The 22,467-nt window shown below is 72.7% G+C and carries 13 protein-coding genes and 1 pseudogene; 6 read left to right on the top strand and 8 right to left on the bottom strand.

The genetic code is table 11. The features are described 5' to 3' along the window. Positions 1–94 precede the first annotated feature (94 nt). From ABIE39_RS13085 to arr, 3 genes and pseudogenes are all read right to left on the bottom strand, one after another. Positions 95–1,149: pseudogene (locus ABIE39_RS13085) on the bottom strand (IS3 family transposase); the annotation flags it as partial. 1,060 nt (positions 1,150–2,209) lie between these two features. After that, on the bottom strand, positions 2,210–3,958 hold the full coding sequence (locus tag ABIE39_RS13080; protein WP_354052081.1) for an ATP-dependent nuclease: 1,749 nt from the start codon (positions 3,956–3,958) through the stop codon (positions 2,210–2,212). 478 nt (positions 3,959–4,436) lie between these two features. Beyond that, positions 4,437–4,847, bottom strand: a complete 411-nt coding sequence (arr, locus tag ABIE39_RS13075; RefSeq protein ID WP_354052079.1) for an NAD(+)--rifampin ADP-ribosyltransferase — start codon at positions 4,845–4,847, stop codon at positions 4,437–4,439. Between the two features lie 294 nt (positions 4,848–5,141). Between arr and ABIE39_RS13070 the strand changes: the two genes are divergently transcribed. Further along, positions 5,142–5,771, top strand: a complete 630-nt coding sequence (locus tag ABIE39_RS13070; RefSeq protein WP_255437211.1) for an ANTAR domain-containing protein — start codon at positions 5,142–5,144, stop codon at positions 5,769–5,771. Positions 5,772–5,856: 85 nt separating this feature from the next. Here the strand turns inward: ABIE39_RS13070 and ABIE39_RS13065 are convergent, their stop codons facing one another. Continuing rightward, positions 5,857–6,930: a hypothetical protein gene (locus ABIE39_RS13065; RefSeq protein ID WP_354052077.1), complete on the bottom strand. Its 1,074-nt coding sequence runs from the start codon at positions 6,928–6,930 to the stop codon at positions 5,857–5,859. Between the two features lie 769 nt (positions 6,931–7,699). On the opposite strand from ABIE39_RS13065, the gene ABIE39_RS13060 reads away from it, so the two are divergent. Both ABIE39_RS13060 and ABIE39_RS13055 read left to right on the top strand, forming a co-directional pair. Further along, on the top strand, positions 7,700–11,737 hold the full coding sequence (locus tag ABIE39_RS13060; protein WP_354052075.1) for a PDDEXK-like endonuclease domain-containing protein: 4,038 nt from the start codon (positions 7,700–7,702) through the stop codon (positions 11,735–11,737). 27 nt (positions 11,738–11,764) lie between these two features. After that, complete coding sequence (locus ABIE39_RS13055; protein ID WP_354052073.1) at positions 11,765–12,019, top strand: hypothetical protein; 255 nt, start codon at positions 11,765–11,767, stop codon at positions 12,017–12,019. 41 nt (positions 12,020–12,060) lie between these two features. On the opposite strand, the gene mscL is transcribed toward ABIE39_RS13055, so the two are convergent. The 3 genes from mscL to ABIE39_RS13040 form a co-directional block, all read right to left on the bottom strand. Then, positions 12,061–12,549: a large conductance mechanosensitive channel protein MscL gene (gene mscL / locus ABIE39_RS13050; protein WP_354052072.1), complete on the bottom strand. Its 489-nt coding sequence runs from the start codon at positions 12,547–12,549 to the stop codon at positions 12,061–12,063. A 138-nt stretch (positions 12,550–12,687) separates the two neighbouring features. Continuing rightward, a complete protein-coding gene (locus ABIE39_RS13045; protein WP_354052070.1) occupies positions 12,688–13,413 on the bottom strand; it encodes an SAF domain-containing protein in 726 nt (241 codons plus the stop codon). Positions 13,414–13,608: 195 nt separating this feature from the next. Continuing rightward, positions 13,609–13,917 carry an FmdB family zinc ribbon protein gene (locus ABIE39_RS13040; protein WP_175008951.1) on the bottom strand — a complete coding sequence of 103 codons (309 nt, stop codon included), beginning with the start codon at positions 13,915–13,917 and terminating at the stop codon, positions 13,609–13,611. A gap of 289 nt (positions 13,918–14,206) precedes the next feature. On the opposite strand from ABIE39_RS13040, the gene ABIE39_RS13035 reads away from it, so the two are divergent. Next, positions 14,207–16,750: a penicillin acylase family protein gene (locus ABIE39_RS13035; protein ID WP_502914868.1), complete on the top strand. Its 2,544-nt coding sequence runs from the start codon at positions 14,207–14,209 to the stop codon at positions 16,748–16,750. Between the two features lie 64 nt (positions 16,751–16,814). Here the strand turns inward: ABIE39_RS13035 and ABIE39_RS13030 are convergent, their stop codons facing one another. Further along, positions 16,815–17,447: a 5-formyltetrahydrofolate cyclo-ligase gene (locus ABIE39_RS13030; protein WP_034654285.1), complete on the bottom strand. Its 633-nt coding sequence runs from the start codon at positions 17,445–17,447 to the stop codon at positions 16,815–16,817. 180 nt (positions 17,448–17,627) lie between these two features. Here ABIE39_RS13030 and ABIE39_RS13025 point away from each other — a divergent pair, with 180 nt between their 5' ends. Both ABIE39_RS13025 and ABIE39_RS13020 read left to right on the top strand, forming a co-directional pair. Beyond that, positions 17,628–19,868: an NTP transferase domain-containing protein gene (locus tag ABIE39_RS13025; protein WP_354052068.1), complete on the top strand. Its 2,241-nt coding sequence runs from the start codon at positions 17,628–17,630 to the stop codon at positions 19,866–19,868. Positions 19,869–19,942: 74 nt separating this feature from the next. Continuing rightward, positions 19,943–22,399: a glycoside hydrolase family 94 protein gene (locus ABIE39_RS13020; RefSeq protein ID WP_354052066.1), complete on the top strand. Its 2,457-nt coding sequence runs from the start codon at positions 19,943–19,945 to the stop codon at positions 22,397–22,399. Positions 22,400–22,467 lie beyond the last annotated feature (68 nt).

Here is a 22,467-nt window from a genome sequence, read left to right as displayed (position 1 = left end):
CCGGTCGAGTACGAGCTCGCCTTCACCGCCCAGAACGCCGCCCTTGCGGCATGATCACCACTAACCCCGTGTCAACCGTTCCTGCAGCAGTCCCGATCGACTCCATCAGGCAGTTGTCGTAGGCGTCCCCGACGGTGCCGATCGACGCGGCGATTCCCTGCAGTGCCAGGTGCTCGGTGTAGCGCACGGACACGTATTGAGACCCGGCGTCCGAGTGCGCCGTCAGCTGCCCCGCGACGATCGGGTGCTGCTGCTGGTCACGGGCCCAGCAGGCCATGCGCAGCGGGACCAGGACGAGGTCGGTCGGGCGCGTGCTCATCGCGTGCCACCCGACGATGCGCTGGGCGAACACGTCGACGACGAACGCGACGTAGGCGAACCCGGCCCAGGTCCGGACGTAGGTGAAGTCGGCCACCCAGACCCGATTCGGCGCCGGCGCGCGGAAGTCGCGGTTGAGCAGGTCCCCGGCCCGCACCCCGTCCTTGGCCCGGATCGTGGTGCGGTGCGCCCGGCCGCGTCGCAGCCCGTTCCAGCCGTGCTCACGCATCAACCGGTCCACCGTGCAGTGCGCCACCACCAGACCCTGGCGGCGCAGCATCGCGGTCGTCTTGCGCCGCCCGTAGAGCGACTCCGGCGTCGCCCGCCCCTGGGCGTCCACGCGCAGCGAACGGATCGCGTCAACGACGGCCGCGTCGGACACCGTCCGGGCTGCCGGTGGCGCCACCGCCCAGGACCTGTAGGTTCTCGCGGCGACCTGCACTCCCTGCTCACGCAGGACGGTGCAGACCGACTCGACCGCGAAGCCCTGGCGTCTCATCCGATCGATGAACCCCATGATCAGCGGCCGCGGGAGTCGAGCTCTCCCGCGAAGAAAATCGAGGCCGCACGCAGAATCGCGTTCGCCTCGGCCAGTCGCTTGTTCTCCGCCCGCAGCCGGCGGATCTCCTCCGACTCCGCCGACGTCACACCCGGTCGGGCACCGTCGTCGATATCGGCCTGCGCCACCCAGCGGCGCAACGACTCCCGCGCGATCCCGAGCTGGGCGCCGACCGCGACCGACGCCGCCGTCACCGACCCGTAGTCGCCCATGTGCTCACGCACCATCCGCACCGCCCGAGCCTTGACCTCGGGGTCATACTTCTTCGGCATCTCGCCATCCTTCATCACAAGGAAGCGGCAGAGAACCCGTGACGGTTCATGTAGGTGAGCACCCTCACCGTGCGGGTGCAGACAAGGAGCGATAGATCATGGGTGGTGTCGGCAGCAACCAGTACCAGACGAAGCCTGGCGGCAAGCAGCGCATCAAGGGTGGCACCCCGCAACCGGCCGGTGTGCTGGCCGACCTCGAAGACCGAGACCTCGGCACGAACAGGCTAAGCGCCGCGTCGGTCCACGCAAACTCGCTCGCACCTGCGGAAGACCTACGTACCACCAGAAGACATGAAGTTGTTGAGGCGTACCTCTCGGGGTTGGCTCTGACAGAGGCCCAGCGGAGGCGCTGGGAGAGTTCGCCAATCGGTGTTCAAGGAGCACGCGTCCTTCGGTGGAGTGAATCTCGCCGAGTGGGACCGCTGGGGTCCGTACAGCGACGAGTCCCGCAGGCACCGTCTGGCACCACCCGACAGGCAATTGCCAGACGGGCGATGGAAGTCGCAGGTAGCCCTAGAACATGCACATGCTGCCGCAGCCAAGGTAGAGGAACAGCACCGTCGGGAAGACGAACGGCAACAATCTCTCCGGCTCATGCACGAAGGCGGGGTGCCCCTAGGAAACGACGAGCTCAGTGAGGTCGCATCTGACCTTGACGCCGCAACCACCGGGCCGAATGCGGGTCCCCCACTACCAGGGCGACTCGGAAACGTCGAAGCGCTAGGGGAGCGGGCGCCCTTGACAGAAGATGCCCGTGCGCGCCTCTTTGCCGCGGTCGATAATCCAACACCAGAAACATGGTGGGGCGACAGAGGGTTGGGCGGAGCTCACTCGATCGTCGTGGCTCCGGGGACCACCTTGTGGCAAGCGGTCACCCGGTACTCCGACTACCCCGTGCGAGAGCGGGGATCGGGCACGGCTCCACATCCCACCAGGCGCCAGCTGCTGGAAGGTTTGCGTGGCGCGACTGGATCGATCGCCAGCGAGGGATTAGGCGCGACCGGCACGGAAAGGGGTGGAACAGTCTGAGCGGTGACAACCCCGTTTGAGTCTTCGCGAACTACGAACTCGGCCCGTCGCCGACTGGTGGCTGGAGGTTCCACTCTGCGACAGGTGTGCCCCGGTCGATCTCCACCCAGTAGCCCTTGTACCGGGCGGGGGAGCGCACGGTCAGCCGGTGAACACCCTCCTTGACGTGCGCGACGGAGACCAGTCGCTCGTCAGTTTCGGCAGTGGGCCCGACTGGGTGATCGAACGTGGCCTCCGGTGAGTAACGAAGCTCGGCGAGAAGCGCGGTGCCCACCCGCTCGACCTCGAGCGTCAACAGCTCGAACAGGTCGACGTCCGCGCCATTGCGGTGCACTGCCCATGTGACCGCTTCCGTCAGTGCGTCGGATGCTGCCGCCGCATTACGTAGCTCGTTCACGCTCTTCGCGTGCTCGGGCATACCGAGCACATCTTCGATGGCCCCCTCGGGGTGCAACCACACACCCGCACGACGCCACACACCCAAGACCGCACTCAGGCGCCTGCCGCCAGGGGACTCCTTGTCAAGTGCAGCAGCAGCACGGGCGCGGTCGGTGTCGTTCACTGGCACATGCTGAGACTGGCCGATCGCCTCAGTTACGGGTTGAAGCGCCCTGGGGGTGCTCGCCGTGGTGAGATGAAGGTCGTCGGCGTACGCCTGCCTGACCAGTGGCAGCGGGTCGACGGCCGCCCTGACGGTTGTGTCGAACAGTGCGTCCAGGTCTGCGATGACCCTCACGTCGAGGTGCGCATCCCGGGCGATCTGCAACCACAGGGGGATCTTGCTCTTCCCGCCGCAGGCGATGAAGTCTGTCTGCGCGGCCTCTTCTCTCGCGCACACTCTGCTGGCGGTGGTTGTGAACGCTGCGACGTCACCGACGCCTTCGACGAGGACAGGTCGCGGGCTGAAGACCAGGTCGCCTACGAGCTGCGGATTCTCGGACAACGACTGCTCGACGTCCGCCCTGCGACTGACAGGGACCTTCTCGCCGAGCCGGGTCGGCTCCTTCTGGGGTTGGGTCACCCAGATCGCGGTCATGTCGTCCCAGGTCGTCGGGGTTAGGAGTCTCGGCTCGTGGGTGATGACAACCGCGCGGCGACCAGAGCTGCGGCACTCGGCTTGCAGTTCTTGGAGCCAAAGTCGCGACAGCGACGGGTGCAGGTGGAGTTCCGGCTCGTCCACTAGGAGCAGTTCCCAGTCGGTGCGATAGACGGCTGTGAGCAGGATGACCAGCTCGCGCAGGCCGTGCCCCTCTTCCCGCAGAAGGCTGTATTGCTGCCCGTCGAGCTCGACCACGGGGTCCAGGAACCCGGACTTCTCCGCCAGGCGTAGGCGACGCCCGAAGGCCCGCCGGACGAGGGCTGCTAGGCGAAGGAGTGTGTCCGGCTGCTCGCGCAGGACGTGAAGCGTGTCGTTGGCTGTGCCCCAGCTTTCGGCGGCCTGTTTCGACTGCTGCTTCGCCCAGTCGTCGGTTCCCGCCCCTTTGTACTCCTGCGGGTAACCTCCAGCGCCACCTGTGGCGTAGGCGTACGCGCTGATCCCCGCAAGTCGGTCTGCCGACAGATAGTGAACCGTTCTCCCCGCGACGCGCATCGCGGTAGTCATCGCCTTGGCTATGCGGGTCTTGCCGCTGCCGTTGCGCCCGACCAGGAACTGGACCTCCGGGACCCAGTCAGGTTCGAAGAACGCGTCACCGGCCTTGGAGCTCCCGGGGTAGACATCACCCCAGGTAAGGGTCACCGCCGGGAGTTCTGGCCTCGAGGTATCGACGAAAACAACCATGCTGGGATTCAAGCAGGGCCGAGGTGGCTTCTGTTCGCAGCGTCGAGTCTTTCACCCGGACCCTTGCGATGATGCTCTGACTTTGACACGCGCACCCCGTTTGCCAGACCATGACCAGACACCCCGTGCCGGTTGCAGACATATGGGCGAGATGGGGGTGTCTACGAGAATCGTCTGTTATGCGGGGTTGGTGAAGAGAGCGGTATCTACCCGATACCCACGGCATTAGGTAGCCCTGTGACCTGCGGAAACGTCTGGCGTTTCTCGGGCTCCCCCAAACCTCCCCCGCTGCTATAGCACATGTGCGCTGACCTGCGACGACGCGATCTAGACCACCGCGCTCCTAAAGCGGGTGTCGCCAGTTCGAATCTGGCCAGGCGCACCGAGCAGGACAGAGGTCGAACGCCCGTCACCGACCCTGGCAGGTGTGCGCGTGCTGCGGGACGTCGGCCCGGTCGTCATCCGCACGACGCTCTGGTCAGTTGATGATCTCGCCGCGCTCCTCGGTCCGCAGAGCCGTGAGGCGCGCGCGCCAGCTCGCGAGCTCCTCGGGGCTCAGGCGTGGCCACTCGGCGACCTCACGGACCACCCGCAGGGGCGCGCTGCTCCGGTAGGACCGCGTGGGGTTGCCCGGGAGCTTCTTGTCGGTGACGTTCGGGTCGTCCTCGAACGGGCCGGTCGGCTCGACCTCGTAGACACGCGGGGCGGCGTCGCCGGCCGCCAGCTCGGCGGCGAGCGCGGCGCCGCCGACGAGCGCGGTGAAGTAGACGTGGTTCATGACGATCTCGGGCTGGTAGTTCGACCGGAACCCCGCGGTCAGCAGATCACCTGCCCGCAGGTCGGCCTTCGTCCCGTGGAAGAACGGTCCCTCGTCCGGCACGTGGTTCACCCGCTCAGCGTAGACAGCACCGGGGCCGGTCGTGCGCGTCCCGGTGCGGCGCACGCGGAGCCCGCCTGGGCGACGGCCGCCGTTCGATCTCTGGTCGAGCGCTGGTCGGTCAGAGGTGCACCGGCTGCGGGCTTCTTCACGGGCCGGTGCCCCCTGCGGCACCTCGGCCGCAAGGACACCCTAAGAACCGTCTCCCCGTGCTCGCCACCTGTCGGACTTCACGGTTCGGGAGTACGGTCGAAGGGTTGAGTCTGGACCTGGCTCCTCATCCTCTGGAGAAGACGGAGCACCGACATGTCCGTAGACGACCATGCCATCGACCCGTCCCTGACCCGCGAGACGGGCCAGAAGATCGGCCAGTACCGCCTCGACCTGGAGACCGGCACCTGGTGGTGGTCGTCGGAGACGTACCGGGTCCACGGGTTCGAGCCGGGCGACGTGGTGCCGACCACCGAGCTCGTCCTGGCGCACAAGCATCCCGCCGACCGCGAGCACGTCCGTGCGGTCCTCGACCACGCCGAGGCCACGGGCGAGCCCTTCTCGAGCGTGCACCGCATCATGGACGCCCACGGCGTCGAGCGGTACGTCGTCCTCGTGGGGCAGGGGCGCCGGGACCGCGAGTCGGGTGAGGTCGTCGAGCTGCTGGGCTACTTCGTCGACATCACGACGACGGTCGCGGGGCGCGCGCAGGAGCGTGCGCGCCGGGACATCACCGCGGCCGCCGAGGGCCGCGGCCCGATCGAGCAGGCCAAGGGCATCCTCATCGCCACCCACGGCGTGAGCGCCGACGAGGCGTTCGCCCGCCTCAAGCAGGTCTCGAACGACAAGAACGTCCGCCTGCGCGAGCTCGCGTCCGTCGTCGTCGACGAGGCGGGACGCGCCGGCGGGGACTGTGCCGAGCGCATCGACGCGATCCTGCGGTAGGCGCCGCAGACGGCAGAGCCCCGCACTCCCGGACGGGACTGCGGGGCTCTCTCGCGTGCGGCCGCCGTCCGGCTGCCTGGGTCGGCTAGGCCGACGCGGGCGCCGGGACGTGCCCGGTGCCGGGCGTCGACGGCGTCGGCGCGGTCCCGGTGCTCCCGTCATCCGCCCCGGTCTCCGCCTCGGACTCGGTTCCGCCGGCGCCGCCGGAACCGCCCGTGCCTCCGGCGCCCTCGCCCGGGCCGGGCGAGGGCGTCGGCGCGGGCGTCTCCGGCGGCGTCGGCTCGGGTGTGGGATCCACCGTCGGCTCCGGTGCAGGAGCGGGGGTCGTTGACGGCTCGTCGGACGGCGCCGTCGACGGCGACGGGCTCGGGCCCGGCGTCGGGACGGTCGCCGGGTCCTGCGAGGGCGCGCTGGGCGCCGGCGTCGCCGGGTCCTCGCTGCTCGGGGTGCGCTCGCGGCTGATCGTCGTCCCCGATCCCTCGACGCCGCGGACGGCGTCCGCGAGGGGCTTGCCGATGACGAGCTCGACCACGAGGACCACGCCCATGACGGCCACGAACAGCGCGAGCGCCGTCACGGTGAGCACGCGGCCGCGCCCGTACCGGTCCACGAGCCGCAGCCAGCGGTTCGGGCCACCCGCGGGGTCGTCCGCCTCGCCCGCCTGGGCCACCTCGTCGCCGGTCCCGCCCGAGCCGACGGCGGTGGCCACCGCCGTCTCGACGGTGTCCGCCTGCCCATCCGGCTCGACCGCTCCGCGGGGGACCGACGCGACCGCGGTCGTGGTGCGGGTACGTGTGGTGCCCGTGCCCGCCGTGGCCTGCACGACCTTGCCGACGACGGGCACGAGCTGCTCGCGCGTCTTCTGGATCGAGCGCGTGTAGACGTAGTTCGCGACGACGGTCAGGGCGCTCGCGATGCCGGCGCCGATGATGGTCCCGGCGGTCCCGAAGTAGGACAGGAGCACGGTGGTGCTCACCGCGGCGAGCGCGCTCGCGATGACCTGGGTGAGCGAGAGGCGGGCGGGGGCCTCGCGCTCCTTCTCGGGCGCCGGCTCCGCGGTGGTCCGTCCCGCGGGGGTCCCGGCGTCGGGGCCGGGCTCGTCGCGCGGGACGCGGGTGGCGTCGCGGTCGAGGCGGGGGCTGTCGGAGGGCGTGGTCACGTGGTGCTGGCTTCCGGTCGTCGGACGGGCTGGTCCGCCCGCCGCCACCGGCCGTGACGGCCGCGCGCCAGGGACCGGCGTCGGGCCACGGGCGTCCCTCCACGGTAGGACGCCCGTGTGGACCTCGCTCACGGGGGCCGTGCCCGGTCCTCAGAGGATCCGGGAAGATCCTGTGACGTCGCCGGTCACGGTGCCGGACGCCGGACCGGTGGGCTCGCGCGGCGCTCCGCCGCGCCGGACCGCGGGGGAGGGCCGTATCCTGCCGAGGGTCGTCGTGGTCGGTCCGACCCCGTGCGGCGAGCCGTGATGTGATGCGCACCACATTTCCTCCTCCCGCGACGAGGGGTCCGGACGCCCGGAATTCCGCGCTTCTCGTGGACGCTCGTCCAGGTCGTTCTCAGGCCATTCCGCGTCTCGTCCGGTGATCGAGCGTCCAGCGCTCCGGGCCGTGTTGACGCCTGCTGTCCCGGCCGTGCAAAATAGTTCTCGACAGCGCGCATCGCCTGCCCCCTGCGCGGTGCGCGCTGTTTCACACTTCTCCGGGAGTTCCTCTCGGAATCGTTGGGAACGACGGCCTCGGAAAACGAATTCTCGTGATCCGGGGCCGTTCGTCGTCCAGGTGCCGCCCCGCTCCGCTGGGGTCGCCGCCCGTCGTCGTGCGGCGCAGCGGGTCGCGGCCTCCCCGGCGCGCCGCGCCGAGCGGCGCGAGGCGGCCGGTTAGCGTCGGAGGGTGAATGCCGCAGCCCGCACCAGCTCAGCCGCCCGGAGCGTGGCCGATCCTGCTCGGCTGCCCTCGACCCCTCCCGGCGGAACCGACCAGCCGGACGCCGAGCCCGCCGACGTGACGCCGTCGCGCCCCGTGCTCGTGCCCGAGCCCACGACGTCCGACCTCGTCGACGAGGCGGTCGCCCGCTGGCGTGCCGGGCTCGTCGAGCTCGCCGGGGGGTCGTCGCTCGCCGACGTCTCTCTCCTCGGCGACGCCGTCGTCGACCTCACCGCCGCGCACCCCTCGGGCGTCGCGCAGCTCTTCGCGGGGCGGCCGACCCGGTTGTCCAACCTCTTCCGCGAGGGCGGTTCCCTGCCCGCCGCCCGTCGCCGGGCGCGCGCCGTCGTCGTGCGGGCCGCCGAGCACGCGCAGCGCTACGGCGTCGCCCCCACGTACCTCGCCATCGGCGTCGCGACCTGGACCCAGAGCCCGACGGCGCCCCTCGCCGAGGACGACGTCGCCGCGCTCGCCCGCGTCGCCGGTCGTGCGCCCACGGTGGTGCCCGGCGACGGGGACGCGAGCGCCCCGACGGACCCGGAGCCCGCGGCGGCGGCACCCGACGCCGAGGACACCCAGCTCGCGCACCCCGGCGACCGGTCCGACGGCGTGGTGGGCCCCGAGGAGGAGCCCGCGCCCCGGACGGTGCGCGCGCCCGTCCTGCTGCGCCCCCTCACCGTCACGCCCCGCGGCGACGGCGAGACGGACTACGAGCTGACGCTCGAGCCCACCGCCGAGATCAACCCGCTCCTCGCGCGCACGCTCCGTGCGCACGGAGCGCTGCTCGACCCCGTGACCCTGGCGCGGTCCACGTTCACCGGCGCGGGCTTCGACCCGGGCGACGCGACCCGGCGGATCGCGGCCCTCGGGCAGGCGGTCCTCGACGACTTCGACCTCACCCACCGGGTCCTCGTCGGCACGTTCGTGCACCCGGGCCAGGTGCTGGTCGACGACCTCGACGAGCTCGCGCCCGCGCTCGAGCGGCACGAGGTCGTCGCCGCGCTCGCCGGGGACGAGCGGTCCGCCGCCGCGCTGCGGGCCGAACTCCCGGCACCGCGCGTCGGCGACGCCGACCCCGTGCTCGAGCGCGGCGCGGGCGACCTCGACCCGTCCCAGCGGCACGTCGTCGACGTCCTCGCGAGCGGCTCGCACCTGTTCGTCGACGCCCCCACCGGGTCCGACGTCGCGGGCACGCTCGCCGCCGTCGTCGCGGAGGCTGCGGCGTCGGGACGCCACGTCCTCTACGTCCCCGGCCACCGCCGCGCCGCCGACGCGCTGCTGGCCCGCCTTGACGCGCTGGGCCTCGGCGGGCTCGCGCTCGACGTCGCGCCCGAGCCGACGTGGCGCGAGACCGCCTCGCACCGGCTGCTCGCCGCGATGGCGACGGAGCCGGAGCCGGTCGAGGACGACGACCTCGTGCGCACGCGCGACGCCCTGCTCGGCGCGCGCGCCCGGCTCGCCGGGTACATCGAGGCGCTGCACCTCGTCCGCGACCCGTGGGGCGTGTCGGCCTACGACGCGCTCCAGGCGCTCGCCCGGCTCACCGCCGAGCGACCGGCACCGGACACGCGGGTGCGCCTCTCGACGGAGGTCGTGCTCGGCGTCGGGCCGCAGCGCGAGCGGGTCGCCGCGGAGCTGCGCGAGGCCGCGATGCTCGGCGCCTTCACCGCGCGCGCGACGTCGACCCCCTGGCACGGCGCCGCGCTCACGACGCCGCAGGAGGCGCACGACGCCCTCGTGCGCGTCGAACGGCTGCGTGTGCACACGCTGCCGCAGCTGCGTGCGCAGGTCGAGCAGGTCGCGGAGCGCACCGGGCTCACCACCGCGACGACGCTCCGCCAGTGGGGCGACCAGCTCACGATGCTCGGCGGGATGCGCGGGACGCTCGACGTGTTCCAGCCGCTCATCTTCGAGCGCACCGCGCAGGACATGGTGGAGGCCACCGCGACGAAGCAGTGGCGCGAGCAGCACGGGATCGAGATGGGCTGGTTCGCGCGTCGCCGGCTGCGCCGTCAGGCACGCGACATGGTGCGGCCCGGCGTCCGCGTGCCCGACCTGCACGCCGCGCTCGTCGAGGTGCAGGCGCAGCGCGCCGTCTGGCAGGAGCAGTGCCCCCGCGGCGGCTGGCCCGTGCTGCCCGAGGGGCTGTCGGCCATCGAGGACACGCACGAGGCCGTCCGCATCGACGTCGAGGAGCTCGAGCCGGTGCTCGCGGGCACGCCCGCAGGCGGAGGCCTGCTCGACGTGCCGCTCGACGCGCTCGCCGCCCGCCTCGACGCGCTCGCCGAGGACGCCGCCGCGCTCGACGCGCTCCCGGCGCGGACCGCGATCCAGCACCGGCTCACCGACCTCGGCCTCGGCGAGCTGCTCACCGACCTCGCAGCGCGCCGCGTCGAGGCCGACGAGGTCGGCCCCGAGCTGGAGCTCGCCTGGTGGAGCTCGGTGTTCGAGCAGATCCTCGCGCAGGACCAGGCGCTCGCCGGGCAGGACGGCGCGGGCCTCGACGCGCTCGCGCGCCGGTTCCGCGAGCTCGACCGCGCGCACGTCGCGTCCCTCGCGGCACCCGTCCGGGCGGCCGTCCGCGACCACCTCGGGACCGCGATGCGCGAGCACCGCGACGAGGCGGAGGCCCTCTTCACCGAGCTGCTCGAGGGCCGGCTCGTGAGCCTGCGCGAGACGGCGGAGCAGCACCCCGCCGTGCTGCGCCGGCTGCGTCCCGTGCTCGTCGCCACCCCGACGCTCGTCCCGCACCTCGTGCCCGCGACCCGCACCGTCGACCTCGTCGTGCTCGACGCGATCGAGCACACGCCCGTCGAGCTCGTCCTGTCGGCGCTCGCCCGCGGGCGCCAGGTCGTCGCCGTCGGCGACCCGCGTGCCGCGTCCACGGACACCGTGCGCGAGCTCGCCGAGCTCCTGCCCACGGTCGAGCTGCTCGCCGACGGCTCGCGGCGCGACCCGTTCGTCACCACGTTCCTCGCCGAGCACGGCTATGCGGGGGTCCTGCGCCCGTCGCCGCTGCCGCGCGCGGAGGTCCTCGTCCAGCTCGACGTCGTCGACGGTGCCGGGATGCCCGACACGGCGTCCGGCGCGGTCGAGAGCACGCAGGCCGAGGTCGATCGCGTCGTCGAGGTCGCGATCGAGCACGCGCTCACCCGGCCGGACGAGTCCCTCGCGATCGTCACCGTCACGCCCCTGCACGCCGACCGCATCCGCGACGCGCTCCTCGTCGAGGTCCGGCAGAACCCGGCGCTCGCCGGGTTCTTCTCCGGCGCGCGCGCCGAGCCGGTCGTCGTCGCGGACGTCTCGGGCGTCGCCGGGCTCGTGCGCGACACGATCGTGCTGTCCGTCGGCTTCGGGCGGACGCCGCACGGCCGCGTGCTGCACCGGTTCGGCATCCTCAACACCCCGGGCGCCGAGGCCATGCTGCTCGACGCCGTCGGGGCGACGCGGCGGCGTCTCCACGTCGTCTCGTGCTTCACCGCGGGCGACCTCGACCCCGAGCGCCTGCGCGGCGCGGGCGCCCGGCTGCTCGCCGAGGTCCTCGACCTGGCCGAGCAGCGCAGCGGCGCCGCCGACCAGGTCACGCTGGGCAACGGCGTCGACCTCGGCGGCAGCCCCGACCGGCTCGTGCTGGACCTCGCCGAGCGGCTCTGGCGCGCGGGGCTCGTCGTCGAGACCGACTACGGCATCGGCGACGGCGACCGCATCCCGCTCGTCGTCGGCCACCCGGACCTGCCCGGCGAGCTCCTCGTCGCCGTCCTCACCGACGACGCGGCGTACGTCGCCGAGCGCAGCGTCCGCGTGCGCGACCGGCAGGTCGCCGAGCGGCTCGAGCGCATCGGCTGGACGGTCGCGCAGGTCTGGTCCGCCGCGGCGTTCCTCGACCCCGCCAAGGAGGCCGAGCGCATCCGGCGGGTCGTGCAGGCCGTGCGCGACGCGCGGCTCCCGGAGACGGGCGGCGTCGCGCAGACGGGCGGTGGTGACCGGATCGTCGTCGTGCCGGTGCTCGACGACGACGAGCAGCACGGCGACGAGGACCTGTAGCAGCCCGCCGGTGGGACCATGGGAGGCGTGAGCACGACCGCCGACCCGAGCCCCGACCCGCAGCACCTGCCCGACGACGCGCGCGACCGTCCCGAGACCGGGCACCGTCGGCGTCCGCGCCGGGTCGTGCGGCGGGGGACCGAGAGCACGGTGGTGCCCGGAACGAGCGCCGACGAGCGCGCCGAGGGATGGGGCGACGAGGCGGCGCCGCGCCGCGGCGCGCCGGGCGAGAACGACGACCGCCTGCTGGGCGACGTGCCGCCCCACTACGGGCGCCACTGACGGCCCGCCGGGCGACCACCTGCTCGTGAGCGCCGGCCGCGTCAGAGGTGGCGCGGGGGCGTCGGCCCTCCGGGTGCGATCCCGCCCGCTGCCGCGCCGGGTCCGCCGCCCGCCTGGGCGGCGAGGAGGTCACGGATCTCCTGGAGCACGCGCACGTCCTCGGCCGGCGCCTCGGGCTCGGGCTCCTCGTCCTTCTTGCGTCGCTCCGCGAGCTTGTTCATCGGCAGGACGATGACGAAGTAGAGGGCGACGGCGATGATGAGGAACTGGAGGATCGCGTTGAGGACCCCGCCGACGGAGATGACGGAGGGCGGGATGTCCTTCGCCGCGTCTCCGGCGCGCAGCGTGATGTCCCACAGGCCGGTGAGGTCGGGCTTGCCGAAGATCGCCCCGATGAGGGGGTTGATGAAGTCCTCGACGATCGCCGTGACGACCCCGGAGAACGCCGCCCCGATGACGACGCCGACCGCCAGGTCGATCGCGTTGCCGCGGAGCACGAACTCCTTGAACCCTTGGAACACGCCCTTCATGTGCTGCTTCCCTCTCCTGTCGACGATCGCGCGTCACGACGGTGCCACGGCGCGTGCACGCGCGATCCTGCCAACGTGCGGGGCACGGGGCAACGGTTCGGCCCGGCGGGGTCGGGTCCGGCCGGTCCCGCGACGTCCTCAGGGCACCAGCACCGCCGTGACCGGGGCGTGGCCGGTCCGGGCCGCGAGCCGTACGGCCTCCTCGGGGCGCACCGCGACGAGCGTCACGACGTCGGAGCCCGACCCACCGGTGCCGAGCAGCCCTCCGCCGTCGTCGGGCTCGGGCGCCGGCACGACGACCGCGGCGCGGGCCAGGTACGGATCATGCGGGGGAGCGGTCCCCGCGTCCGCGACGTCCGTCGGCACCGGGGCGAGCGCCGGGTCGCCCGCGGCCAGCAGGTCGACGCGGTCGCCCGGCCCGAGGAGCGCGGCGACGCCCGGGTCGAGCCGGACGGGTGCGACCACGGTCCCGTCGGGCGCCCCGGCGGAGAGCTCCCCGCCGGCGACCAGGCCGTCCTGGAGGAGCGTGCCCTCCGGCAGGGCGACGGTCGCGCGGCGCCCGACGACGTCGTCGGCCCGGGTCGGTGCCCCGGCGGGCAGGAGGGAGGCCGGGACGTGGTCCACCCGCACGTCGGGTGCCGTCAGCGTGGTGCCGGGCGGCACGGCGCGGGCCGTCACGACGGCGGTCGTCGTCGGCGGGGGCGGGGGCCGCAGCGCGCCGACGACGACCGACGCCGCGAGCCCGCAGCAGAGCGCCGCGACGACGTACCGGGACCGCCACCACAGGCCGTGCAGCAGGCGTCGCCGCGCGGCGGTGCGACCGGGGCGGGTCGACGGGCCGGGCGGGCGGGAGGAGAGAGGCATGGCGCGACCGTAGCCGCGCGCGGCGGGCCGGCGGACGCGATGCGCGACGACCTGTGGACGACGCGGCGCGGGGACCCGCGCACCGTGCGCCGACCGACCCGCTGTGGTCGGCCGCGCAGCGGTGGGGCGTCGGCGCCGGCCCGGCCGAGCAGCCGGCCGAGCCCGGGGCGAGCAGCCCGACGGCGCCGCGTCAGGTCAGGACGACGCGGCGGAGCTGCTCGACGTGCCGCTCGAGCTCGTGCCGCCCGACGACGAGGACGACCCCGACGACGAGGACGACGACGCGCTGGACGTCGAGGCGGCGGGCGCCGTCGACGTCTTGCCGCCGGACCGCGAGTCCGTGCGGTAGAAGCCGGAGCCCTTGAAGGTCACGCCCACCGAGGAGAACACCTTGCGCAGGCGGCCCGAGCACTCGGGGCACACGGTGAGGGCGTCGTCGCTGAACGACTGGTGGATGTCGAAGGCGTGACCGCAGGCGGTGCAGGTGTACGCGTAGGTGGGCACGGGTTCTCCTCGTTCACGAGACGGCCGTCGAGGCGGCCACCGGCGGGTCGGGATCGGGACGGTCTCGGCCTGGTCGACGGTGTCAACACCGCCTGGCACTCGAAACTTCCGAGTGCTAATCATACGCGGACCGGCGCCCGGGCAGGGCCGGGGTAGTCTCGCATCCGTGTCTGCGCACGAACCCGCCGAGGCCCCTGCCGGTGACCCCGTCACCGGTGCCGACCCCGCGACCCCGGGCGAGGCGTCGGCCCCGCCGCGGCGCCGTCGCCGGTCCGCGCGCCGGCGCGTCCTGATCGGCGTGGCGGCGCTGCTCGTCGTCGCGCTCGTCGCGGGTGCGGCGTTCGTCGTGGTCACCGTCCGGCGTCCGCTGCCGCAGGCGTCCGGCGAGATCTCCGTGCCCGGGCTCGGCAGCGAGGTGACCGTGCTGCGCGACGCCCAGGGCGTCCCGCAGATCTACGCCGACACCCCCGAGGACCTCTTCCGCGCCCAGGGCTACGTCCAGGCGCAGGACCGCTTCTTCGAGATGGACTACCGCCGCCACGTCACCTCGGGGCGGCTCGCCGAGCTCGTCGGGGACAACCCGGACGCGATCGCCGCCGACACGGTCACGCGCACGTTCGGCTGGCGCCAGGTCGCGGAGGAGGAGTGGGACGTCGTCTCCCCGGAGACGAAGGCGTACCTCCAGGCGTACGCGGAGGGCGTGAACGCCTACCTGGAGAACCGCAGCCCGTCGGAGATCGCGCTCGAGTACACGGTGCTGGGCCTCCAGGTCGACGTCGCCGAGCCCGAGCCGTGGGACCCGGTCGACTCCCTCGCCTGGCTCAAGGCGATGGCCTGGGACCTGCGGGGCAACTACGACGACGAGCTCGACCGCGCGCTGGCCTACGGGACGATCCAGGACGCGGCGCGCGTGGCGGAGCTGTTCCCCGCCTACCCGTCCGAGCTCAACGCGCCGATCCTCGACCCCGGCGAGCTGGAGAACCCGCAGCAGGTCGCGCTGGACCTCGGTCCGCAGGCCCGTGCGGAGTACGGCTCCGACCACCTCCAGGCCGCGCTCGAGGCCGCGGACCGCGCCCTCGGTGCCGTCCCCGTGCTCATCGGCCGCGGCGAGGGCACCGGCTCGAACTCGTGGGTCGTGTCCGGCGAGCACACGGCGTCGGGCAAGCCGATCCTCGCGAACGACCCGCACCTCGCGCTCGGGGCGCCCGGCATCTGGGCGCAGGTGGGGCTGCACTGCAACGAGGTCTCCCCGGCGTGCGGGTTCGACGTCGCGGGCTTCTCGTTCGCGGGATTCCCCGGCGTCGTCATCGGGCACAACGCCCAGCTCGCCTGGGGCCTGACGAACATGGGTGCCGACGTCACCGACTTCTTCGTCGAGCGCGTGCGCGACGACACCTACCTCCGCGGCGACGAGTGGGTCCCGCTGGAGACCCGCACCGAGACGCTGCGGGTCGCCGGGGGCGACGACATCGAGATCGAGGTCCGCTCGACGCTCCACGGCCCGATCGTCTCCGAGGCGATCCCGGCGACCGAGGCGGCGGTCGACACGCCCGCGCTGGACACGCGGCTGGGGGAGTACGCCGTCGCGCTCCAGTGGACCGCGCTCGAGCCGGGCCGCACGGCCGACGCCGTCTTCGCGTTCAACCTCGCGCAGGACGCCGAGGACATGCAGGCGGCCGCCGCGCTCTTCGAGGTGCCGGCCCAGAACATCGTCTTCGCGACCGCGGACGGCCACATCGGCTACCAGGCTCCGGGCAAGATCCCCGTCCGCCAGGCGGTCCCCGACGCCGAGGTGCCCTCCGACGGCACGTGGCCGCGCGACGGGTCCGACGAGCGCTACGACTGGCAGGGCTACGTCCCCAGCGAGGAGATGCCGCGCGTCGTGGACCCGGCCGAGGGCTTCATCGTGGCCGCCAACCAGGCCGTGCTGCCGGACGGCGTCGCGCCGTTCCTCACGACCGACTGGGACTACGGGTACCGCTCGCAGCGCATCCGTCAGCTCCTGGAGGCCGAGATCGCGGCCGGGCGCACCGTGGACGTCGACACGATGAACGAGGTCCAGGTCGACGACCGCAGCCCGTACGCCGAGGTGCTCGTGCAGCCTCTGCTCGAGCAGGAGATCGACGACGACTTCGCGGCCGAGGGCCAGCAGCTCCTCGCGGGCTGGGACTACCGGACCGACACCGACTCCGCCGCGGCGGCGTACTTCGCCGCCGTGTGGCGGAACCTGCTCCAGCTCACCTTCTGGGACGACCTGCCCGAGTCGGCGCGCCCGAGCGGCGGGAGCCGTTGGCTCGCCGTCGTGCAGAACCTCCTGGAGAACCCGACCGACCCGTTCTGGGACGACCGCCAGACGGTCAGCGTCGTCGAGACGCGCGACGAGGTGCTCACGCAGGCGCTCGTCTCCGCGCGCCTCGACCTCACCGTCGAGCAGAGCAAGCAGCCGTCGGACTGGGCGTGGGGCAAGATCCACGTGCTCGCCCTGGAGCACCCGGTGCTGGGCGGCGAGTCGATCCCGGGGCCGGTGCGCGACTTCGTCAACCCCGCCCCGGTGGGCATGCCCGGTGGCTCGTCGATCGTCAACGCGACCGCGTGGGACGCCGCGTCCGGGTCGTTCGACGTGACGGCCGGCCCGTCGATGCGCATGGTCGTCGACCTCGGCGACCTCGACCGCTCGACGTGGGTGACCGTCACGGGCACCTCGGGCCACCCGGCGTCGAAGCACTACGCGGACCAGCTCTCGACCTGGGCCCGTGGCGAGACCTACACGTGGCCGTTCTCCACCGAGGCCGTCGCCGAGGCGAGCAAGGACGAGCTCACCCTCGTCCCGTAGCGGCGTCGGGGCTCGGAGCCTCCCCGGGGGCGGAGATCGCCCCGGGGGAGGACGGCACGGGCCGCTACGGCAGCCAGCGCCACCCGAGGGGTGTCGCGACGGCGTCGACCGTGCGGTCGTGCGGCTCGACGGGCAGCGGTCGGTCGCTCGCGTCGTAGACCTCCTCCGGGAAGACGACCGCCACGACCTTCGTCCCGGGGCGCACGTGCTCGAGCGCGCGGTCGTACCACCCGCCGCCCTGGCCGAGCCGGACGCCGCGCGAGTCGACGGCGAGCGCGGGGGCGACGACGACGTCGGCCTCGGCGATCGCCTCCGGGCCCAGGGTCGGGGTGCCGGGTTCGGGAGGCCGCCCGGGTGCGCGGACCTGGAGGTCGGCGGGGCCGTCGTAGACGGCCCAGTCCCGCTGGAGCCCCGCGCCGAGCACGGGCAGCAGCAGGCGGACGCCGCGCGCGGCGAGACGCTCGAGCATCGCCGACGTGCCCGGCTCGCCCGGACGCGCGGCGTAGGTCGCGACGCACGTGGCGGCCGCGACCTCGGGGATGGTCTCGACGACGTCGGCGATGGCGGCGTCCGCTTCCTTGCGGAGCCGCTCGGACCGCGCCTGGCGGTGGGTGCGGATGGCCTTGCGGAGGATCTCCTTCGCGTCCTCGGCTTCGATGCTTCCGTGCAGGGGGTATGGCTGGACCGGGCCACTCATGTCCCTATTGTCACCCGGCGCGCGCCTCCGCGCCGACGCCGCGCGGGTGACCTTCGGCCCCGGACGCCCGGAGCGGGTTCCGTGCACGCGTCCCGGGTGCCTATGATCGGAGGGAGCCAGTAGTTCGGACTCCTGACAAATGGGTCGCCGTCCGACAGAGGTGCCGACAGTGAGGACGCCATGACCGCGACGACCGCGAACCCCACCGCGACCACCCCGCGAGGGGGCGCCCACCCGAGGACGGGCCGCGCCGCCGTCGTGCTCGCCGCAGGCCACGACGACGCGTCGCGCGAGCTCCTGTCGCGGCCGCTCGGCGACGCGACGGTCGTCGAGCTGGCGGTCGCGAACGTCCGCCGCGTCGTGGACGCGGGCCGCATCGTCGTGGTCGTGTCGCCCGACGACCCGACCGTGCGCGAGCTGCTCGGCGAGGACGTCGTCTACGTGGAGCAGGAGTCGCCGCTCGGCACGGGCGACGCGGTCCTCGCGGCGCGCGAGGCGGTCGCGTCGGTGCTCGGGCCGGGCGTCGACGAGCCGGTCCTCGTCGCCTACGCGGACACGCCGCTGCTGCGCTCCGAGTCGCTCCTCGGGCTGCTCACGCGGCACACCCTCACGGGCGCCGACCTGTCGCTGCTCTCCGCCGTCGTCGACGACCCGGACGGGTACGGGCGCGTGGTACGCGCCGGGGGCGAGATCACGGCGATCCTCGAGTCGTCCGAGGTCGCGGACGCTGCTCCCGAGCCGCGCACCGAGATCAACGTGGGCGCGTACGTCGCGGCCCCCCGCCTGCTGTTCGGGGAGCTGGAGCGCATGGCGGCCGACGGCGAGCACCGGCTCACCGAGCTCGCCCGCCGCGTCATCGGGGCGGGCAAGCGCATCTCGTCGTACCGCAGCGTCGACGTGGACGAGGTCCGCGGCATCAACACCCCGGACGAGCTCGCCCAGGCGGCGGACATCGTCCTCAAGCGCCTGTTCGTGCCGAAGAAGAACACCGACACGAAGATCGTGTTCGGCACCGGCGGCTGGCGCGCGGTCATCGGCGAGGGCTACACGCTCGCCAACGTGCGCCGGCTGTGCCAGGCCATCGCGAACGAGACGATCCGCCGGGGGCTGGACGCGAAGGGCGTCGTGATCGGCGGCGACCGCCGCTTCCTCTCGCGCGAGTCGGCCATCGCCGCGGCCGAGGTCTTCGCCGGCAACAACATCGCGGTGACCCTCCTGCCCGACGACGTCCCGACCCCGCTCGTGACGTTCGCCGCGCCCTACCTCGGAGCGGCCTACGGCATCATCGTCACGTCGAGCCACAACCCGCCCGAGTGGAACGGCATGAAGGTGTTCCGCCAGGACGGCTCGCTCCCGCTCGACGACGAGACGGACCGCTACCAGGACGAGGCGAACGCGCTCTCGGTCGACGACGTCATCACGCTCGACATCGACGTGGCCCGCCGCACGGGCGTCGTCGTCGACCGGTCGCTCACGGACCCGTACGTCGACGCGATCGAGCGGATCATCGACGTCGAGGCGGTCCGCGGCTCGGACCTCCAGGTCGTGGTCGACCCGATGTACGGCACGAGCCAGCTCACGCTCGGCACCATCCTGTCCGACATGCGCGTGCGGTCGGAGTTCATCCACGCGGCGCACAACCCGCTGTTCGGCGGCGTCGCGCCGGCACCGGACCTCCAGCGCCTCAGCACGCTCGTGACGATGATCCAGCAGGGCGGCGGCCGCTACGACCTCGGCATGGCGACGGACGGCGACTCGGACCGCATCGGGATCGTCGACGAGACGGGCGAGTACATCTCGACGAACGACCTGCTCCTCCTCCTGTACTGGTACCTGCACGAGGTCCGCGGGGAGAAGGGCGGCGTGGTGCGCAACCTCGCGACGACGCACCTGCTCGACCGGCTCGCGGCGCACTTCGGCGAGGAGTCGCGCGAGGTCAAGGTCGGGTTCAAGCACGTGACGGCCGGCATGGAGGAGATCGGCGCGGTGCTCGGCGGCGAGTCGTCGGGCGGCCTGACGATCCGCGGCTGGATCCTCGGCAAGGACGGCATCTTCGCGTGCGCCCTGGTGGCCGAGATGCTCGCGCGCACGGGCAAGCGGATCTCCGAGCTGCGCGCGATGCTCTACGAGATCACCGGTCGCCTGTACACGCTCGAGGCGGGCGTGCCGGCCACCCCGGAGATGCGCGTCGAGGTGCCGCGCCGGCTCGAGGCGCAGCCCCTCACGCACGTCGGGCCGTACCCGGTCGTCTCGGTCTCCCACCTCGACGGCACCAAGATCTTCCTCGAGAACGACAACTGGGCGCTCCTGCGGTTCTCCGGGACCGAGCCCGTCCTGCGCATGTTCGTCGAGGCAGACACCCCCGAGAAGGCCGCCGAGCTCCTCGAGTGGCTGCAGGGGTTCGTCACCGCCGGCGTCTGACGCCCGCGCCCCCACCCGGCACCCCCGCGGCACCCAGCCCCCAGCCCCACCCCAGGACAGGAACCAGAGCAACGATGCGCTACGGCCACTTCGACACCACGCACGACGAGTACGTCGTCGAGCGCCCCGACGTCCCCGTCTCGTGGACGAACTACCTCGGCACCAAGGACATGTGCACGGTCCTGTCGCACCACGGCGGCGGGTACTCGTACTACAAGAGCTCGCAGTACGGGCGCATCTCGCGCTTCCGCCAGAACGGGGTGCCGCTCGACCGCCCCGGCCACTACGTCTACCTGCGCGACGACGCGGACGGCGACTACTGGTCGGTGTCCTGGCAGCCGGTCGGCAAGCCGTTCGTCGGGCCGGACGAGGAGCTCGACCCGGCCGGCGGCGCGGGGCGCTGGACCACGCGCCACGGCCTGAGCTACACGACGTTCCGCTCCGAGTACAAGGGCATCGACGCCGAGCAGACGGTCTTCATCCCCCTCGACGACGATGTCGAGCTGTGGGACGTGCGCGTCACCAACACGACGGACGAGGTGCGCGAGCTCACCGTCGGGTCGTACGTCGAGTTCTCGTTCCACACGATCACGATCGACAACCAGAACCTGCAGATGTCGCTCTACGCGTCCGGCTCCTCGTACGAGGACGGGATCATCGAGTACGACTTCTACTACGAGCCCTGGACGTACCACTACTTCGCGTCGAGCGAGACGCCGTCGTCGTACGACTCGCTGCGCGACAGCTTCGTCGGCCCGTACCGCACCGAGAGCAACCCGATCGCGATCGAGCGGGGCGAGGGCACCAACGCGAGCGCGACGACGCAGAACCACTGCGGCGCGCTGCTGCACAAGGTGACGCTCGCGCCGGGCGAGACCAAGCGCCTCGTCTTCATGCTCGGCTACGGCTCGCGTGACGCGGTCGGGCGAGCGATCCAGACGAAGTACTCGGACGTCGCGGCGGTGGACCACGAGCGCGAGCGCCTGCGCGACTTCTGGCGCGCCAAGCAGGACAAGCTGCGCATCCGCACGCCCCACGAGGGCATGAACACGATGATCAACGCGTGGACGCTGCTCCAGGCGGAGACGTGCGTCGTGTGGTCGCGGTTCGCGTCGTTCGTCGAGGTGGGCGGGCGCGCCGGGCTCGGCTACCGCGACACCGCGCAGGACGTCATGAGCGTCATCCACTCGAACCCCACGAAGACGCGGCAGCGCATCGTCGAGCTCCTGCGGGCCCAGACGGAGGCGGGCTACGGCCTGCACCTGTTCGACCCCAAGGCGTTCGACCCCGACGCGGAGAAGCTGCCCGACGTCCCGTCGCCCACGATCGTCCCGACGGTCGACCCGAAGGACCTCATCCACGGCCTCGAGGACACGTGCTCGGACGACCACCTGTGGCTCGTGCCGTCGGTCGTGGAGTACGTCAAGGAGACGGGCGACCGCGCGTTCCTCGACCTGGAGATCCCGTTCGCCGAGGGCACGCCCGCGACCGTCTACGACCACCTCGTCCGCGCGCTCGAGTTCTCCGCGGAGCAGGTGGGCCAGAACGGCGTCGCGCTCGGTCTGCGCGCCGACTGGAACGACTGCCTCAACCTCGGCGGCGGCGAGACGTCGCTCGTGACGTTCCTCCACGCGTGGGCGATCGGCGCGTTCCTCGAGGTCGCGGAGCCGCTCGCGGCGGCGGGCGACGAGCGGGCCGAGGCGGACGTCGTCCGGTTCACGGCGGAGCGCGAGCGCATCGCGAAGGTCGCGGACGCGCAGCTCTGGGACGGGCGCTGGTGGATCCGCGGCTACACGCGCGACGGCGTGAAGATCGGCTCGGCGCAGAACGACGAGGGCAAGATCTTCCTCGAGCACCAGGCCTGGCCCGTCATCGCGGGGATCACGACCCAGGAGCGCGGCGAGGCGTCGATGGACGCGGTGCGCGAGCTCCTGGGCTCCGAGTACGGCAACCACCTCAACTGGCCGGCGTTCACGAAGGTCGACGACACCGTCGGCTTCGTGACGCGCGTCTACCCGGGCATCAAGGAGAACGCCGCGATCTTCTCCCACCCGAACGCGTGGCCGATCATCGCCGAGGCGATGCTCGGGCGCGGCGACGAGGCGGTGCAGTTCTACGACGCGATCCTGCCGTACCACCAGAACGACAACATCGAGGTCCGCGGGGCGGAGCCGTACGCGTACGTCCAGTTCCTCTACGGCCGCGACCACGAGTGGTTCGGCAAGGCGCAGAACCCGTGGCTCACGGGCACGGCCGGCTGGATGTACACCGCCGTGACCAAGTACGTCCTCGGCGTCCGCCTCGCGCTCGACGGCCTGGTCGTCGACCCGTCGATCCCGAAGGACTGGGACGGGTTCGAGGTGCGTCGTGAGTGGCGCGGCGCCGTCTACGACATCGAGGTCCGCAACCCGGACCACGTGTCGAAGGGCGTGCGCTCGGTGACGGTCGACGGCGTCGAGCACGACCCGGCGAGCCCGATCCCCGCGCTGCCCGCGGGCACGGAGGCGACGGTCGTCGTCACGCTGGGCTGATCGCGGGACAGCGCACGGGTGACACCACCGGGTGCCCGCGTCACCGGTCGGTGGCGCGCGGGCGCCCG

The organism is Cellulosimicrobium sp. 4261 (assembly GCF_040546915.1).
In the GTDB taxonomy this organism is placed as follows: domain Bacteria; phylum Actinomycetota; class Actinomycetes; order Actinomycetales; family Cellulomonadaceae; genus Cellulosimicrobium; species Cellulosimicrobium cinnabarinum.
Note: the sequence above shows the minus strand (reverse complement) of the source record. Positions and strands in the feature narration are given on the sequence as shown.

What these genes read in the sequence shown, in the direction of transcription:
- ABIE39_RS13080 (WP_354052081.1), bottom strand. Translation starts at nt 3,958, where the DNA reads ATGGTTGTTTTCGTCGATACCTCGAGGCCAGAACTCCCGGCGGTGACC.
- ABIE39_RS13045 (WP_354052070.1), bottom strand. Translation starts at nt 13,413, where the DNA reads ATGCCTCTCTCCTCCCGCCCGCCCGGCCCGTCGACCCGCCCCGGTCGC.
- ABIE39_RS13030 (WP_034654285.1), bottom strand. Translation starts at nt 17,447, where the DNA reads ATGAGTGGCCCGGTCCAGCCATACCCCCTGCACGGAAGCATCGAAGCC.
- ABIE39_RS13020 (WP_354052066.1), top strand. Translation starts at nt 19,943, where the DNA reads ATGCGCTACGGCCACTTCGACACCACGCACGACGAGTACGTCGTCGAG.
- ABIE39_RS13025 (WP_354052068.1), top strand. Translation starts at nt 17,628, where the DNA reads ATGACCGCGACGACCGCGAACCCCACCGCGACCACCCCGCGAGGGGGC.
- ABIE39_RS13070 (WP_255437211.1), top strand. Translation starts at nt 5,142, where the DNA reads ATGTCCGTAGACGACCATGCCATCGACCCGTCCCTGACCCGCGAGACG.
- mscL (WP_354052072.1), bottom strand. Translation starts at nt 12,549, where the DNA reads ATGAAGGGCGTGTTCCAAGGGTTCAAGGAGTTCGTGCTCCGCGGCAAC.